At 41.8% G+C, this 15,568-nt stretch carries 18 protein-coding genes; 7 read left to right on the top strand and 11 right to left on the bottom strand.

All coding sequences use genetic code 11. The features are described from left to right. Positions 1–954: a tRNA modification radical SAM protein MnmL/YtqA gene (gene mnmL, locus J2Z37_RS19280; protein ID WP_209811943.1), complete on the bottom strand. Its 954-nt coding sequence runs from the start codon at positions 952–954 to the stop codon at positions 1–3. 128 nt (positions 955–1,082) lie between these two features. Here mnmL and J2Z37_RS19275 point away from each other — a divergent pair, with 128 nt between their 5' ends. Beyond that, on the top strand, positions 1,083–1,307 hold the full coding sequence (locus tag J2Z37_RS19275; protein ID WP_209811942.1) for a DUF1128 domain-containing protein: 225 nt from the start codon (positions 1,083–1,085) through the stop codon (positions 1,305–1,307). 11 nt (positions 1,308–1,318) lie between these two features. Beyond that, positions 1,319–2,581, top strand: a complete 1,263-nt coding sequence (locus J2Z37_RS19270) for a BaiN/RdsA family NAD(P)/FAD-dependent oxidoreductase (protein ID WP_209811941.1) — start codon at positions 1,319–1,321, stop codon at positions 2,579–2,581. Between the two features lie 28 nt (positions 2,582–2,609). Here the strand turns inward: J2Z37_RS19270 and J2Z37_RS19265 are convergent, their stop codons facing one another. Both J2Z37_RS19265 and J2Z37_RS19260 read right to left on the bottom strand, forming a co-directional pair. Then, positions 2,610–2,879: a hypothetical protein gene (locus J2Z37_RS19265; protein ID WP_209811940.1), complete on the bottom strand. Its 270-nt coding sequence runs from the start codon at positions 2,877–2,879 to the stop codon at positions 2,610–2,612. Positions 2,880–3,108: 229 nt separating this feature from the next. Beyond that, positions 3,109–3,261: a hypothetical protein gene (locus J2Z37_RS19260; protein WP_209811939.1), complete on the bottom strand. Its 153-nt coding sequence runs from the start codon at positions 3,259–3,261 to the stop codon at positions 3,109–3,111. A gap of 24 nt (positions 3,262–3,285) precedes the next feature. Here J2Z37_RS19260 and typA point away from each other — a divergent pair, with 24 nt between their 5' ends. Further along, entirely contained in the window at positions 3,286–5,121 is a 1,836-nt protein-coding gene (typA, locus tag J2Z37_RS19255; protein ID WP_209811970.1) for a translational GTPase TypA, read from the top strand. Between the two features lie 157 nt (positions 5,122–5,278). Here the strand turns inward: typA and J2Z37_RS19250 are convergent, their stop codons facing one another. Next, positions 5,279–6,700 (bottom strand): LCP family protein, encoded by a 1,422-nt coding sequence (locus J2Z37_RS19250; protein WP_209811938.1) that lies wholly within the window; start codon positions 6,698–6,700, stop codon positions 5,279–5,281. Between the two features lie 200 nt (positions 6,701–6,900). Next, positions 6,901–7,698: an alpha/beta hydrolase gene (locus tag J2Z37_RS19245; RefSeq protein WP_209811937.1), complete on the bottom strand. Its 798-nt coding sequence runs from the start codon at positions 7,696–7,698 to the stop codon at positions 6,901–6,903. A gap of 106 nt (positions 7,699–7,804) precedes the next feature. On the opposite strand from J2Z37_RS19245, the gene J2Z37_RS19240 reads away from it, so the two are divergent. Then, positions 7,805–8,713, top strand: a complete 909-nt coding sequence (locus J2Z37_RS19240) for an acyl-ACP desaturase (RefSeq protein WP_209811936.1) — start codon at positions 7,805–7,807, stop codon at positions 8,711–8,713. Positions 8,714–8,743: 30 nt separating this feature from the next. On the opposite strand, the gene J2Z37_RS19235 is transcribed toward J2Z37_RS19240, so the two are convergent. Both J2Z37_RS19235 and J2Z37_RS19230 read right to left on the bottom strand, forming a co-directional pair. Further along, positions 8,744–9,490: an LPXTG cell wall anchor domain-containing protein gene (locus J2Z37_RS19235; RefSeq protein ID WP_209811935.1), complete on the bottom strand. Its 747-nt coding sequence runs from the start codon at positions 9,488–9,490 to the stop codon at positions 8,744–8,746. A gap of 90 nt (positions 9,491–9,580) precedes the next feature. Next, positions 9,581–10,762: a hypothetical protein gene (locus J2Z37_RS19230; RefSeq protein WP_209811934.1), complete on the bottom strand. Its 1,182-nt coding sequence runs from the start codon at positions 10,760–10,762 to the stop codon at positions 9,581–9,583. Positions 10,763–10,981: 219 nt separating this feature from the next. On the opposite strand from J2Z37_RS19230, the gene J2Z37_RS19225 reads away from it, so the two are divergent. Beyond that, complete coding sequence (locus tag J2Z37_RS19225; protein ID WP_209811933.1) at positions 10,982–11,182, top strand: hypothetical protein; 201 nt, start codon at positions 10,982–10,984, stop codon at positions 11,180–11,182. Positions 11,183–11,194: 12 nt separating this feature from the next. Here the strand turns inward: J2Z37_RS19225 and J2Z37_RS19220 are convergent, their stop codons facing one another. Continuing rightward, the gene (locus tag J2Z37_RS19220; RefSeq protein ID WP_209811932.1) at positions 11,195–11,419 is read right to left on the bottom strand and encodes a hypothetical protein; all 225 of its coding nucleotides are present in this window, start codon (positions 11,417–11,419) and stop codon (positions 11,195–11,197) included. Positions 11,420–11,638: 219 nt separating this feature from the next. Here J2Z37_RS19220 and J2Z37_RS19215 point away from each other — a divergent pair, with 219 nt between their 5' ends. Next, on the top strand, positions 11,639–11,947 hold the full coding sequence (locus J2Z37_RS19215) for an ArsR/SmtB family transcription factor (protein ID WP_209811931.1): 309 nt from the start codon (positions 11,639–11,641) through the stop codon (positions 11,945–11,947). A 25-nt stretch (positions 11,948–11,972) separates the two neighbouring features. Here J2Z37_RS19215 and J2Z37_RS19210 read toward each other — a convergent pair whose 3' ends face one another. From J2Z37_RS19210 to J2Z37_RS19200, 3 genes are read right to left on the bottom strand one after another with little or no spacing between them, the layout of a single operon-like run. Next, on the bottom strand, positions 11,973–13,079 hold the full coding sequence (locus J2Z37_RS19210; RefSeq protein ID WP_209811930.1) for a M24 family metallopeptidase: 1,107 nt from the start codon (positions 13,077–13,079) through the stop codon (positions 11,973–11,975). 40 nt (positions 13,080–13,119) lie between these two features. Further along, positions 13,120–14,094, bottom strand: a complete 975-nt coding sequence (locus J2Z37_RS19205; RefSeq protein WP_209811929.1) for an ABC transporter ATP-binding protein — start codon at positions 14,092–14,094, stop codon at positions 13,120–13,122. Positions 14,095–14,106: 12 nt separating this feature from the next. Next, positions 14,107–15,075 (bottom strand): ABC transporter ATP-binding protein, encoded by a 969-nt coding sequence (locus J2Z37_RS19200; RefSeq protein WP_209811928.1) that lies wholly within the window; start codon positions 15,073–15,075, stop codon positions 14,107–14,109. Between the two features lie 189 nt (positions 15,076–15,264). Here J2Z37_RS19200 and J2Z37_RS19195 point away from each other — a divergent pair, with 189 nt between their 5' ends. Then, positions 15,265–15,552: a hypothetical protein gene (locus J2Z37_RS19195; protein ID WP_209811927.1), complete on the top strand. Its 288-nt coding sequence runs from the start codon at positions 15,265–15,267 to the stop codon at positions 15,550–15,552. Positions 15,553–15,568 lie beyond the last annotated feature (16 nt).

The raw sequence follows: 15,568 nt of genomic DNA, 5'->3' as shown, positions 1-15,568 counted from the left end.
TTATTTTCCATAAAGCCTGCCCTGCCAGGTATTCCTTTTTACCAACAGCTTATCTATGCCATTTAGAACTTCCCACTTTTTTCGACTCCATAAGGGGCCAATCAGCAAATCAGGAGGTCCATCACCCGTTAGGCGATGAATAATCATCTCCGGTGGAAGAATCTCCAAAATATCCACAACGAGTTTGGTGTAGGCCTCTTGGCTCAAAAATTCAAGATCACCCTGTTCCCATAATTTAACTAAAGGGGTCTTTTTTAATAGATGCAGCAGATGGATTTTAATCCCTTGAACGTCAAGCTTTGCTACTGCCTTAGCCGTCTCCATCATCATTTCTTCCGTTTCACCTGGGAGGCCAAGGATAATATGCGAGCATACATTGATATTATGCTTTCTTAGTTTTTCGACTCCTTCCACATATGTGGAAAAATCATGAGCGCGGTTAATGAGCTGTGCCGTTGATTCATGCACCGTTTGCAACCCAAGTTCCACCCAGAGATAAGTCCTCTGATTAATTTCAGCCAAATATTCGACGACATCGTCCGGAAGACAATCGGGTCTCGTCGCGATGGAAAGTCCGACAACATCCTCTTCCAAAATGCTTTCATAGGACTCTCGAAGCTCTTCAAGAGGAGCGTAAGTATTCGTGTACGCTTGAAAATAGCCAATGTATTTCGCCTTGGGCCATTTCTGATGCATGCGCCCGGCAATCTCATGAAACTGTTTTTTTAAATCGTCTCGCCTGCTACCGGCAAAATCTCCCGACCCTCTTGCGCTGCAAAATGTACAGCCACCAATCGCTACTTTTCCATCTCGATTGGGACAAGTAAATCCAGCATCCAACATGACTTTAAAAACCTTATCGCCAAATTTTTCCCGAAGATGATAATTCCATGTATGGTAACGTTTATCTCCCCATAAACATGGAGATACCTGTTGTTGAAGCATCTCTGTCATTCATGTTTTCCCCCTATTCATCCGGATAGCCCATCGTCCGGAGCTACAGCACCCATCAATTATTGTCATAGTATATCCATATAATTGTGGTACAATATCGTTAAAAATGCAATGGGAGCTGATACATAATGAATCTGGAAAACCCTAGCCGCGAAAATATAGCTTTTATCATGGATGGAATTAAAAAGAAACTAACGATGGTAAATACTTCTGTCATGAATCCCGATTCTTTTGAGCTTGAAGTATACGAGGATCTTCTTTATTTGTATCAAATGATTAGCAAAAAAGATCGGTTTAGTATTAGTGAAATGGAAGCTATTGTGACAGAGCTTGGCAGCATGCGAAAAAAATAGGATGTGTAAAAATGAACTTTGATGTCATTATTATAGGTGGCGGTCCAGCTGGATTAATGGCTGCCACTTCGGCAGGAACAGAAGGGGCCAAAGTCCTTCTGCTTGATAAAGGGGATAAGTTGGGCCGCAAATTAGCCATTTCCGGCGGAGGTCGATGCAATGTCACCAATGCCGGGGATATCGATTTTATTATCAAAAATATTCCTGGTAATGGGCGATTCCTCTATAGTGCTTTTTCTACCTTTAATAACCTGGACATTATTCGTTTTTTCGAAGGGTTAGGGATTGCCTTAAAGGAAGAGGATCGCGGGCGAATGTTTCCAGTTTCAAATAAGGCAAAAGACGTGGTAAATGCCTTAATCCAAAAAGTAAAATCCCTCAACGTAACCATACGAACCAATACCCCGGTGCGAAAGGTTTTATATAATAACGGAAAAGTCACTGGTGTCTTGTTAAAGGACGGTGAATCCATTGAAGCGAAAGCTGTAGTTGTCGCCGTAGGGGGGAAATCGGTTCCCCAAACGGGTTCTACGGGGGATGGCTATGAATGGGCGAAAGACGCGGGACATACCATTACCGAGTTATTTCCAACGGAAGTCCCTATCACTTGCATTGACACCTTTATAAAGGATCGAAGCTTGCAGGGGCTTTCCCTTCGAAACATCCATTTGTCTGTCTTGAATCCCAAAAACCATAAAAAAATCATTGAACACCGGGGCGATATGATCTTTACACACTATGGAATTTCCGGACCAGCGGCACTGCGCTGCAGTCAGTTCGTCGTCAAAGCCTTAAAGAAATTCCAAACAAAAAAAATTGGCTTGTTAATTGATCTGTTCCCCGAAAGACGGATAGATGAGGTACAAGCTGATCTTTCGGATTTGGTTAAAAACGAACCAAAGAAAGCGATCAAAAATGTCCTAAAGGGCTACGTTCCAGAGCGGATGATCCCCATTTTATTAGATAAAATAAATTTAAAGGAAGAAACAACGTATGATCACCTTCCCCGAGAGGCTTTAAAACAATTGGCAGAAATAATAAAGCAGTTTCCCCTTGAAGGGGATGGGACTCTATCCATCGAGGAAGCCTTTGTCACAGGGGGCGGCGTCCATTTGAAAGAGCTTGACCCAAAGACTTTACATTCAAAAAAAATGAATGGGCTTTTCTTTTGTGGAGAGATTTTAGATATTCATGGGTATACAGGTGGTTTTAATATTACTGCCGCTTTTACAACGGGATTTGTTTCCGGAAGAGCGGCAGCACTGATAACCTAAAGAGGAGCGGTTGTCCGCTCCTAATCGTTTATTGTATTACTGGTAATTCCTCTTCTTGAGATTTTTCCTTTGTTGAAACATAAACTACATCGTCAGAACCATTTTCCTCGGAGTAGGAACTTCTTCGATTTGTTGCGATGCCAATGATTAAACTGGAAAGCCCGAAACCAAACAATCCCCAACCAAAAGGATTATCAACTAAATTTTGCCGCGGATTCACCCTTCTCATCGGCATAGTGAATAGACCAGCCAATAAGAAAACTCCTCCTAAAAGCAACATCAAAAAACCTTTTTGCATTTCCATCACACTCCTATCCTTTAACCATAGTATTTAATTTCAAAACCCCCTTTTATCCTTGGCACTAATTAGCAGCAATAAAACGGTGAAAAAAATAATAAAAAACCTTTAGGTAATCAACACTTTATATAGTATAATAAATAAGTTAATTTTCTAGAGGACACTAAATTGTTTGCGAAGGCGAAAACAAAGAAGAAGCCCTAAAGGACAACTAAATCGTTTGCGGAAGCTATAAAGGATCTTCTGCTAAGAACGCGACGTCCTGTCGCAACGCAGAAGTTTGCACATCCTGTGCATCATAGTTCGCAAACAAAAGAAGAAGCCCTAAAGGACAACTAAATCGTTTGCGGAAGAAAGCATACTCGACGTAGTTCGCAAACAAAAGAAGAAGGAGAAAAAATTTGTGATGAGAAGAGAAGACTTAAGAAATATTGCAATTATTGCTCACGTTGACCATGGAAAAACAACCCTGGTTGATAAAATGCTTCAACAATCCGGTATTTTTCGAGCGAATGAAACCGTTCAAGAGCGTGTCATGGACTCGAATGATATAGAAAGAGAACGTGGAATTACCATCCTTGCCAAAAATACTGCGGTAAAATATAACGATGTCATCATCAATATTATGGACACGCCGGGACACGCAGACTTTGGTGGTGAAGTGGAACGGATCATGAAAATGGTTGACGGTGTTATCCTGATAGTCGATGCTTTTGAAGGTTGCATGCCGCAAACGCGATTTGTTCTGAAAAAGGCTCTTGAACAACATCTTACCCCCATTCTTGTCATAAATAAAATTGACCGCGAAAATGCCCGCCCAGAAGAGGTGGTTAATGACGTATACGATTTGTTTATTGATTTGGATGCGACAGAAGACCAACTTGAATTCCCAGTCATCTATGCATCAGGAATAAACGGTACGGCGAGTACGGATCCCCACCACCAGGATGAAAACCTTGAAGCCCTATTCCAGGCAATTATCGAACATATTCCAGCACCGGAAGTTGACTTAGATGGACCTTTACAAATGCAGGCAACCATCCTTGATTACAATGATTACCTTGGACGGATCGGAATTGGCCGTGTTCATCGAGGAATGATTCGTAGAGGCCAAACGGTTGCACAAATTAAACGCGACGGATCGATTAAACAGGTTCGGATTGCGAAATTATTTGGATTCTCTGGATTAAAAAGAATTGAAATTGAAGAGGCAAAAGCAGGTGACTTGGTTGCCGTTCCTGGACTGGAAGAAATCAATGTAGGGGAAACAATCGCAGATGTTGAACATCCTGAGGCGCTTCCATTATTAAAAATTGACGAACCTACGCTGCAAATGACTTTCTCCGTAAATAACGGGCCTTTCGCCGGAAGAGAAGGAAAACATGTAACATCAAGGAAAATCAGAGATCGTCTATACCAAGAGTTGGAGACTGATGTAAGCTTACGTGTTGAAGACTCTGAGGGTGGTGAGTCCTTCGTTGTCTCTGGACGCGGTGAACTTCACCTATCCATCTTGATTGAAAACATGCGCCGTGAGGGGTATGAGCTATTAGTTTCTAAACCAGAGGTTATTGTACGAGAAATCGATGGTAAAAAAATGGAGCCGGTAGAAAGGGTAATTATTGATGTACCTGAAGAATCGACTGGTGCCGTCATGGAATCCCTTGGGGCAAGAAAAGCTGAAATGACTAACATGGTCAATAATGGATTTGGTTCTGTGCGAATGGAATTTCTTGTTCCTTCTAGGGGCTTGATCGGATATCGAACGGAATTTATGACAATGACTCGGGGGTTTGGCATTTTAAATCATTCCTTTGACAGCTATAAACCCCTTATTCATGGTGCTGTTGGAGGAAGAAGAGCAGGCGTGCTTGTCTCCCACGAAACAGGCCTGGCGACGACATATGGACTGCTCTCTGTTGAAGACCGCGGCATCATGTTCATACCTGCGGGTACTGATGTTTACGAGGGAATGATTGTCGGTGAACATAACCGCGACAATGACTTGGTGGTCAATGTATGTAAAGAAAAACATGCGACAAACGTCCGTAGTGCAACAAAGGACGAAACCGTCAAACTTAAAACTCCTCGTACACTTAGTCTTGAGGAAGCATTGGAATATCTAAATGACAATGAATACTGCGAAGTCACACCAAAATCCGTTCGTCTCCGTAAAAAGTATTTGAAAAAGAATGAGCGGGAACGTGCCGAAAAGAACTATAAGTTTGGTGTTACATCATAAAAAAGAAAAACCCGGATTGCACCGGGTTTTTCTTTTTTATTAATGAGACGGTAAACTTTTCCGTTATCCAACTAGAGTCGAACTGAAACACTAAATAACGGAAACATTTTCCGTTGAAAAGTAAAGGAGCAGACCTTCGGTCCGCTCCTTTGTCATTTTATTGTTCCATCACCTTCAGTGGCTCAGGTTGTGGTGCTACAATGGGTGGCTGTATTTCAGGTGCGGATGTTTTTCCGCCCTGATTCTGCTGATCCTGACCTTTGACCGGTTCTACAGGTTCCTTTGGCGTATTACTTTCAGCTGGTGTCTGAGCCTCAGGTTGTGATTCATTTGTAACGCCATCGTTATCAGGCGTTGGTTGATCTAACTTCTCTGTTGGATCCGCCTGCCCCTGTTCGTTAGATGTTTTTTCCGCTGCCTCTTTTGTAGGCTCCTTTGGTTTTTCTGGTGTGACTGGCTCTACTGCTTTCGGCTGGGTCTGTCTAACTTGGGTTGGCTGGGAAGCGCGAGCCGGTTCTTCGCGGAAAGTCCCCTCACTATCTGTTCCTGTTATTCCCATTTCCTGATGAAAAGCTGATTGAATTTGTTCCATATTTTCTTTCGGAATAATGGTATGTGATGATGCCCGGTCCCAGTATCCTCCAGTTTCAATACTAGCGATATTCTCCGAACCTACGGATTTAAAATCATAAATTAGCCCTTTAATTTGTTCTTTCGAAAGATCTGTTCGAATATGATCCCCCGCAACCTCCATTACTCCAAAGAAGCTGGAAATTCCAGAGAAAGACTTCATCTTATCAACGACAGCCTTGATTACGGCCTGTTGTCTTCTTCCTCGATCAAAGTCATTGGAATAATATTTCGGGCCACGGTTATCCAAACGATGTCGAACATAACCTAATGCTTCTTTTCCACCTAGGGTCTGTAATCCTTCATCTAGATTAATATGTGTCCCATCGTGAGGATCATCATATCTCATGCTTTTTTCCACGTCGATTTCGACTCCACCAAGCTTATCAATAACACTCGTAAATCCCTCAAAGTCAACGGTCACATAATGTTGAATTGGAATTCCGACTGCCCCTTCAATCGTTTTCTTCAACAAGCTAATCCCTGTTTCTGTGACTGGTTGTTTATTTCTTTCAGCTGTACGTCTTTCTGATTCGCCTTTGGCATACACAGAATTGATCTTGTGCCAGCCGCTATAGCCCTCAATTTGAACACCCGTGTCCCGAGGAATGGACATCATCGTCACATGTTTTGTCTTCGGATTTAACGCCGCGACAATGATTACATCAGTATTCAACATACCAAGTCCTTCGCGCGTATCTTTCCCTAAGATAACAACCGAAATCGGTTCTTGGTTATATTCCTTGGCAACTGGATTCTCATCGGAAGTTCCTGGTTCTGTTGATACGGTAACTTTATTTAAAAGATCATCGAATTCCCACCATACTGCCCCTGCGCCCGTTGCAACAAGAAGAACAAGGCAAAGCAAAGCCCATTTCATCCATTTCTTTTTTGGCTTATTTTTTCCGGATTTGGCGTAACGTTGTTGACGATTTAATTGCGTCTGCATGTTTTACCTCCACTTTTCCTTTCCACTGGTAAGATATCTTTACGATTTCCTGTGTGGAGATAGAGTCATAGAATGCCCCAAACAGGTGCCACTCTAAAGGATAATCTACTCATTATAATAAATCAATAGGATGTATTTAGTAGAATTAACAGCTAACCTTCCCTATTTAATTGAACGTAAAAAGGGATCAAAAGGTTTCACTACTCATTTCGTTGCTTCATCCAACGGTATATTTCTGTAAATACCAAATCTCTTTCAGGCTCATTCAAAATCTCATGGTAAAGCCCTGGCCATTCCTTATATGTCTTATCCTTTATTTGGGATTGATCAAACCAGGATCTCACCTCTGCAGCATCAACGACCAAATCATGTCCAGCCTGATGGATCAACAAAGGAACATCTGGAAAACAATGATTTTCCTGCCTATTTACCAACATATTTTTTTCTAATTCCATGTACCACCTGACACTTGCTCCCTTCGTATTTAAAGGATCTGTGGAATAAACCTGCAAAATGCTTTGATTCCGACTTACAAATTCCGGCTTAATTCCTGCCGACATCACAAGCGAAGGATAAATCATGTTCAAGCCTTTTGCAATTTGCTGTTTCCAAGGGGGCACTTTCATGGAGATACCAAAACAGGGAGACGAAAGGACAACCCCTTTCACCTTCCTTTTCCTTGTTTCCATGAAACGGGCAGAAATCAATCCACCTAAACTATGTCCAAAGAGGAAAGGTTCCGAATCCGTTTTCTTTGTTAGTGCCTGAAACCAATCATCCACGGCCTGCAAATAATCTTCAAAGCTGTTGATGTGTCCGCGTTTCCCTTCGGAACGTCCATACCCCGGGAGATCTCCGCCGTACACATCAAACCCCACCTGATTCCACCGATCGATTAACCATTGATAGCGGTCCAAATGCTCCCCTGCACCATGAACTAAAAGAACCGCCCCTTTGCTATCACACGGACTAGGAAAAAACTGTGTATACGTTCTCAAATTTGTCACTTCCTTTAACATTTTTCTAATAAAATAAATGCATTTCTACGTCAATAACATGTATAATAAGTTCTAAGTGTTTTTCGTTTCATAAGGAGGAAAATTAATGCTACAATATAACAATGTTGATGCACGACTTGAAGAACTTTTAAACGAGCTGTATACCAGCCATAAGGCAAGGGCGGCTAATATCGATTGGAGTTACCACGAGTTTATTCCTTGGGAAAAAGCACGTTGTTTCAAAAAGGAACCTTGGGACGAAAGTCAACGAACCCTTCCTTTACCTATTTACACTGCAATCGAGACTGCATTGCTCACCGAGGTAAACCTTCCATGGTTCACTACACATCTTTCCATTACATTCAAAGGTGCTCTAGAAGTTTTAAAAGAATTTATTCATACCTGGACTGCTGAGGAAGACCAGCACTCAACCTTACTTGAGACCTATCTAATTATCACTCGCAATGCTAACCCCCATCAGCTTAAGGCATTGCGTAAACAAGTAGTAGAACAAGGCTTTGAGTCTGAATTCACTGCACCCACACAAGTTATGGCCTATACGGCCATGCAGGAACTTGCGACTTTAGTTTATTATAATAATGTTGCAAAAGTTGCTCAACCCTACGACAAGGACCTGGCCGCATTACTTCGCCGCTTAGCGAAGGATGAAAGTCTCCACTACGCCTTTTACCGTGATGCAGTGAAGGCCCATTTGGAACTGGAACCTAATTATATTTATCACGTTGGACATGTTATTTTAAACTTCGGAATGCCGGGACGTAAAATGCCTGATTTTGATGAGCGGATGAAAATGATCGGTCAAGAAGCAAACTATGGACCTGAACAATATTTTATGCAAGTTCTTGATGTATTAGTTGAGTTTTGGGATGTTGCTAATCTTCAGCCTACAGAACCAGAAGCTGAAGAAATGCGCTTGGCCGTGTTAAAGCATCATCAACGTTTAAAGAAAATTATTGAACGAGCAAATGCCAGAAAGAAAGAAACAACCAGGTAACGAATACCTGGTTGTTTTTTTTACTATACCTTATGCTTTTTTCCTACGCCAAAAAAAGAAAGTTGCTAACAGAATGACGACGACACCCACTAAAATCCATACATATGTATTACTCCCCTGCTCTGTATCGTGTCCCGCAGATCCTTCAGCAGATCCCCCGACACCTTCCACGAAATGCCCAACCTCCAAGCTTTTCATCCCAAAGAAATTTTGCAAAGAAGTTAAGATAAAGTTTTTGGACTCATCAAATAGAGCAGGATCCGCGTCCTTCTTCCCTACACCGAATAACCCCGGATTCCCCAATGCTTGAAGGGCCTGATTAAAGCTATCATGGATCTTCTTATCAAGTTCCTCATCTTTGTGAGCAACTGCAGGGGAAAGGGATTTATAAGTTGCATATCCCTTTGCCAAAATTAGTTTTGCATTAGCATAGTCGTCCAAATGAATCCCTTCAAAACGTCGCGCTATATTCAGCACAAGCACTCGCTGCATTAAACTGATCGTTTCTTCCTTCTGCTGATTATCCAAGGCCTTTTGAACGATGGCCACGGGCTCTTCTCCCATATGCATTGCCAGTTCTTCCTTGACTGGATCAAATGCAGCCTGTGCCTCTGAAAAATTAGGGGGTTCTTTCATCAATGCAGCAACCATCAACTCGTATGCATCTGCTACAGCTTCTTTATTCGGATCTCCATAAGAATAGGCGTATCCCGTAGACTGGACACCTGTCACGACAAGGACCAACGAAAAAAGTGAGATTAACCATTTTTTAAACATAGAGCACCTCATTATTAGAATATGTAAAAATTCCCATTCAAAAAAATGAAAAAAGAAGGGGAGCAACCCTCCCCCCTCTATCCTATCATATTACTTACCTAAAACAGAAAGCTGATCCAACACATTTTTTACATCTTTAAACAATGTTTCGGCTTGTTCTTTATCCCCAGACTTAACTGCCTCTAGAAGCAGTCCAGCTTTTTCAATCACTTGAGCAGTTGGTTCCTCACCCAATACCCGCTTGAGGTCAATTTCCATCATCTGAATGAACAGTGCACCTTCTAATGCAGTAATGACTGATTTATCCTTCCCCCAGCTTTCAAATGATTCAGCATACTCATCGAGGGCTACCTTTGCCACTCCGCGAATGAACGCTTGATTGATCTCATCCGCTTTAATTTTGGCAGCATCATTGGTCAGATCAAATTGGCTGTTAATGAATTCTGCCTCTTCACTTGCATGCTTTGAAATGTATGGATGAAGTGATTGATAAAAGGCCCATCCTTCTGCCTGCGCAATCCCCGCATGTTCTGGATCTTCCTTGACTGCCTTCTCTATTTTATAGGCATATCCATTGGGACTGGCACCAGCTGCAAGATAAAATCCTTTCATCATGGTTTTATCAACAACCTGCTTAGCAAGTTGGAAATCTAAAACTTCTGTTGCACTTTCCATTGCGGAAAAAGCCCCTTCAACAGCACTTACTAATTGTGTTTCATAGGCGGTATCCCGCTTTTCTAACGTTGATTTCAGAATTGGATCATAAAACTGCTTTGCTTCCTCAATTTCTGCTTTTACCTTCTCCTTATCATCCCAATGCTCGCCTACTTCATTTAATTCATGACGAACAGAGAGGAAAGCAACCTTCTGTAGGAGTTTATCAAATACCTGTTTTACAATTTGAGTATCTAAGGAGCCTTCTTTTCCTGCAGTAAGGGCTCCGTCAAGCTGAACACTTACCTGTTCGTTAAATTCAGTATCCCTTGCTTCAACAGCAGGTTTAATTTTTTCTATATAAGTTTTTTCTACAAGTGCAAAATCAACTTTTTCCCCGTTGGAGGACTTTGCCAATTCATCCACGACAGTTTTAACAGCAGTTGTGAAGTCTTGTGGTCCTTTTTGTTCCTCAGCTTGGTCCTTCTTTTCATCTTGTGCTTTTGGTGTCTCTGCCTGAGTAGGCGCCGGCTCACTGGTTGATCCAGTGTTCCCACAAGCAGTTAAATTAAATGCTAATAAAGATATAAGTACGATGCCAATCCCCTTTTTTATCATCATATCTCTCCTTAATCCCCTTAATTGAAAACGATTATTAACTTCGTTATAAATGATAATCATTATTAATTAAATTGTCAACCCTTTAATTGTCTTCCGACATCTTTTGCCCTCCCTTTCGTTTCGTGCCATTTTTTATAATTAAAAACTTGTATTTTTTTGTCATATTTTTAACCTTTGACAGATATCTTGTGATAAGGAGTAAAAGGGGGAACGAAGATGGGTGTTTTTGAAAAGGAACTATATGCGATTAGAAATACGGTACAATTGCTACAGATAAAAAATGCGATTAAAGATAAGGTGACAGATCCCGAATTGCGTTGGGATGAGCGAATGGTTCTTTATCAGCAAGTGCAAATGATTAACAATTGGATCATCCAACTTGACAACAAAAAAACAAACAGCCTAGAACTAAACTAGGCTGTTTTTTACTTACGTATAAAAGATATCATCCAGGCAAGCTAATTCACCATTTTCATCCAATTCAAAAAAGGAAATTTGATCATCATGAAGTTTCATTTCAATAAAACAATCCGAACAATAAAAATACTTGGGGGCAACTTGTCCAACATTGATTCTTTGACAATTTGGACATCTTACGATCCGTTCCCCTTGCACACACTTCTCAAGATAATATTCGGTTGACAATGGATTCATGTTCCGCGGCTCTCCTTTATTCTATCTCCGTAACATATACAAACAATAATCTATCAATCAGTATGGACGATTTTCATTAAAAATAATCACGGATGTCTACCTGGACTATAAAAGATTTAAACGAGTGTGATTTTTGTCATAGTGGGGGTGTAAAGCACATGTTAACATCATGTTAAAGGTATTAACGTATGAGGAAGATAAAGAGAAAGGATGAAAGGTATGAAATTAGATAGTCTGCTTCCCATTTTTAAATCCTTACAGGATGAAACAAGAATTAAATTATACCATTTTCTAGCTGAAAATGATGCCTCTTATAATTGTCAGGATCTTGCAGCTATTTTTTGCATTCACCAAAATGTCATGCGCGAACATTTAAAAACATTAGAACAGGCAAACCTCGTTTTTGAAGAACGCCCTTCCTACAAGACAACAAAAACTGGAAGAAAACCAATGGTTTACCGTGCCAACACAGCCATCAGCTGCGTTCTAAATAAGTGGAATCTGGAACTTCAAGGATTGGTTGGGTAAGAAGCCAACAATACCTGTGTTTATGCTAACACAGGTATTGAATAGTTTTTGGGTAAGTTGTGAGAACCTCGGCCTTCCCTTCCGCATTAACCACGATATCATCCTCAATCCGGACCCCGCCCATCCCAGGGATGTAGATACCTGGTTCAATCGTAAACAGCATGCCTGGCTCGATCATTAATTTATTTTGCTGATGAATGGATGGATTTTCGTGGATCTCCAAGCCTAACCCGTGGCCCACACGGTGAATAAAGTAGTCCCCAAAGCCTTCATGCTCAATCACTTTTCTGGCTTCCTGGTCAAGCATCCCGATCTCCTGATTCCTTTGCACGGATTCAATCGCCTTCAGGTTAGCGCGCAGGACTGTTTCATAGATTCGTTGCTGTTCTTTTGTTGCTTCGCCAATCACAAAGGTTCGCGTTATATCAGAACAATATCCATTCACAAAAACTCCTAGATCAAATAGGAGAAAATCGCCTTGGTTGATACGAGTTTGATTGGGACGACCATGCGGCAGTGCCGAACGGGATCCTGTCAATACCGTTGTTTCAAAGGCAGGCCTTTCAGCTCCAAATAATTTCATCTGATATTCCAACTCAGCTACTAATTCTAACTCGGATACCCTTGGTTTCACCCTCTTTACTCCCTCTGCAAGTACACGCTCAACGACGGCAACGGCTTTTCGAACTGACTCGATCTCGGAGGCAGACTTAATTAATCTTAAAGAAAGAATAAAAGGCTCCAAATCAACAAATTCCCCAATGGCAGCACATTGATTTAGTTGTTCATATTGAAATAGATTCACTGCCTTTTTTTCAATTCCAAGTTTGACAACCTGCCTCCCCATTTTTTGACTAAGCAGTTGATAGGGATTTTCTGTATCGGAAACAGGGATCATCTCTTGAATAATGGACGCTTGCCTGGCGGATTCCAAATCCAAGGAGGGGACAAAAAGGGTTACTTCCTCTGCCCTCCGATCGAGAAGTAAAGCCAGAAAACGTTCATGGGGGTCAGAGTAGTAGCCGGTAAAGAAATAGATATGGACGGGGGATGTAATGATTGCCATATCCAGGGATTGTTGTTCCAAATAGTCCATAAATTGCTGAATACGGCTTTTGTATTCACCTGACATTTGTCTCGGCTCCCTTTTTCCAAATTTTCGTTACCATTACTTAAATTTTATCATAAAGGTGACAGGCTACGAAATGTCCTGGACCACTTTCTTTCAACTCAGGTCTTTGTGTTTTGCACCGCTCCATCACCAGCGAACAACGCGTATGAAAAGCACAGCCTTGGGGGACATTCGCTGGGCTTGGGACGTCACCCTGAAGGATGATTCTTTCCTTTTTGTAATCCGGGTCAGGAAAGGGAACCGATGATAGTAACGCCTGTGTATACGGATGTCTCGGGTACTGATAAAGTATTTTCTTCTCGGCCAGTTCTATCAGACGGCCCAAATACATGACACCGACACGATCACTGATATGCTTCACTACACTTAAGTCATGGGCAATGAATAGGTAGGTTAATTGAAATTCCTTTTGCAGATCCTGCAAAAGATTTAGCACCTGAGCTTGAATCGAAACATCCAACGCAGATACAGGTTCATCGGCGATAATCAATTTTGGGTTTAGTGCCAAAGCTCGAGCAATAACAATCCGCTGCCGTTGGCCTCCGGAAAATTGATGGGGATACCGCTTGGCATGGTATGCCGTTAAACCCACAACGTCCAATAGCTCCCTCACCCTTTTTTTTCGTTCTTTTCGATCCCCTATTCCATGGACAATCAAAGGCTCTTCCAAAATTCGTTCCACCGTATGGCGCGGATTTAGTGAAGCGAACGGGTCCTGGAAAACCATTTGCATATCCCTGCGCATCTTTCGCATTTCTTCTTGGGACAGGGAAGTGATCTCCTTTCCCTCAAAACTAATACGCCCCGCTGTTGGTTCGATAAGACGTAAAAGTGCTCTCCCTGTTGTCGATTTCCCACAGCCACTTTCCCCCACCAAACCAAGCGTTTCTCCCTTTTTAATAGAAAAGGTAACATCATCAACGGCTCTCACTACTCCCATTTCCCTACCCAGGATCCCTCCCCTAATAGGGAAATACTTTTTTAAATTTTCCACTTGAAAGAATGTCTGCACCATGGAAATCCCCCTCTAAGAAGAAAGCCAACACCTGGAATGGTGTGCAAGTTCCACCTCTGTCAATTCGGGCATTTGTTTTAGACACTTGTTCATGGCCAATTCACACCGCGGGGCAAATCGGCATCCATTCCCCCACTCCCCTGGTGTAGGAACATTCCCGGGAATAGAGTACAATCGCTCACGCTGGTTATTCCAATGGGGAATCGATTGGATGAGCCCCTTGGTATAGGGATGCTGCGGATTTTTCAGGATAGCACGAACCCCCCCTTGTTCGACTACCTTTCCTGCGTACATGACGATCACTCGATCGCAAAGTTCTGCGACAACGCCTAGGTCATGCGTAATGAGCATAATGGCTGTGCCTTGACTCTGATTTAATTCTCTCATCAGATCAAGGATTTGCGCTTGGATGGTTACATCGAGAGCTGTTGTCGGTTCATCTGCGATCAACAGTTCTGGGTCGCAGGACATCGCCATCGCAATCATCACCCGCTGCCGCATACCGCCTGAAAGCTGATGTGGATATTCATGGATGATTTGTTCCGGACGAGGGATTCCCACTTTTTTAAGCATATCGATTGCATGTTGATTTGCCTTTTTTTTGCTGTATCTATGATGAAGTTTTACAGTTTCTCTGATTTGATTACCAATGGTATACACTGGATTAAGGGATGTCATCGGCTCCTGAAAAATCATCGCAATTTCCTTTCCCCTAATCTGGCGCAACCTTTTTTCTGAAGCAGAAATTAAGTCCTCCCCCTTGAATAGAATAGCACCTTCCACTATTTTTCCCGGTGGGCTTGGAACAAGTTTCATGATCGAAAGTGATGTGACACTTTTCCCACAACCAGATTCCCCTACAATCCCAAGGATCTCCCCTTTTTTTATTTCCAAGTCAACCTCATCAACCGCAGGTATTTCACCTTGTTCTGTAAGAAAGTGGATTCGTAGCCCTTTCACTTCCAAAAGTTTATCGGTCATTTAAAGAAGACCTCCTGTCGTCTGTCTTCCATAAATGTTTATTCCAAACAACAAGTTTTCTTGTGCGAAAAATAAAAGGGATATTTATATAAGGATAAAACAAAATCCGTCACTTTTTACAGTTTCAATTTTCCAACTAGACTATAAATTATGGTAAGATAGCAATAATATAATACGGAGGATGATTGCATGAAGCTAACAAGAATATTCTTAATCACACTGATCCTTTCCAATGCCACATTTATGATTCTACGTTTTTTCATGGACAAACCCTTATACCCAATCGTTTTAGGAGGTAGCCTAGCCACGATCATCTGTCTAGTCCTTTTAATCTTCCGGGAAAAGGGATTATCCCATAATCGCCCAATTCGTGCGGAAAATTATTTTGGATTAGGGATTGTCAGTTTTTTTGTTGGCTACACTTCTCTAGCGATCGCGCTGGTGGTTGAATTGATTAAAAAGTGGACAATGGCATGAGGAAAAGAGGTCTAAC

Origin of the sequence: Ammoniphilus resinae, assembly GCF_017873965.1 — a bacterium.
Lineage (GTDB): Bacteria > Bacillota > Bacilli > Aneurinibacillales > RAOX-1 > Ammoniphilus_A > Ammoniphilus_A resinae.
Note: the sequence above shows the minus strand (reverse complement) of the source record. Positions and strands in the feature narration are given on the sequence as shown.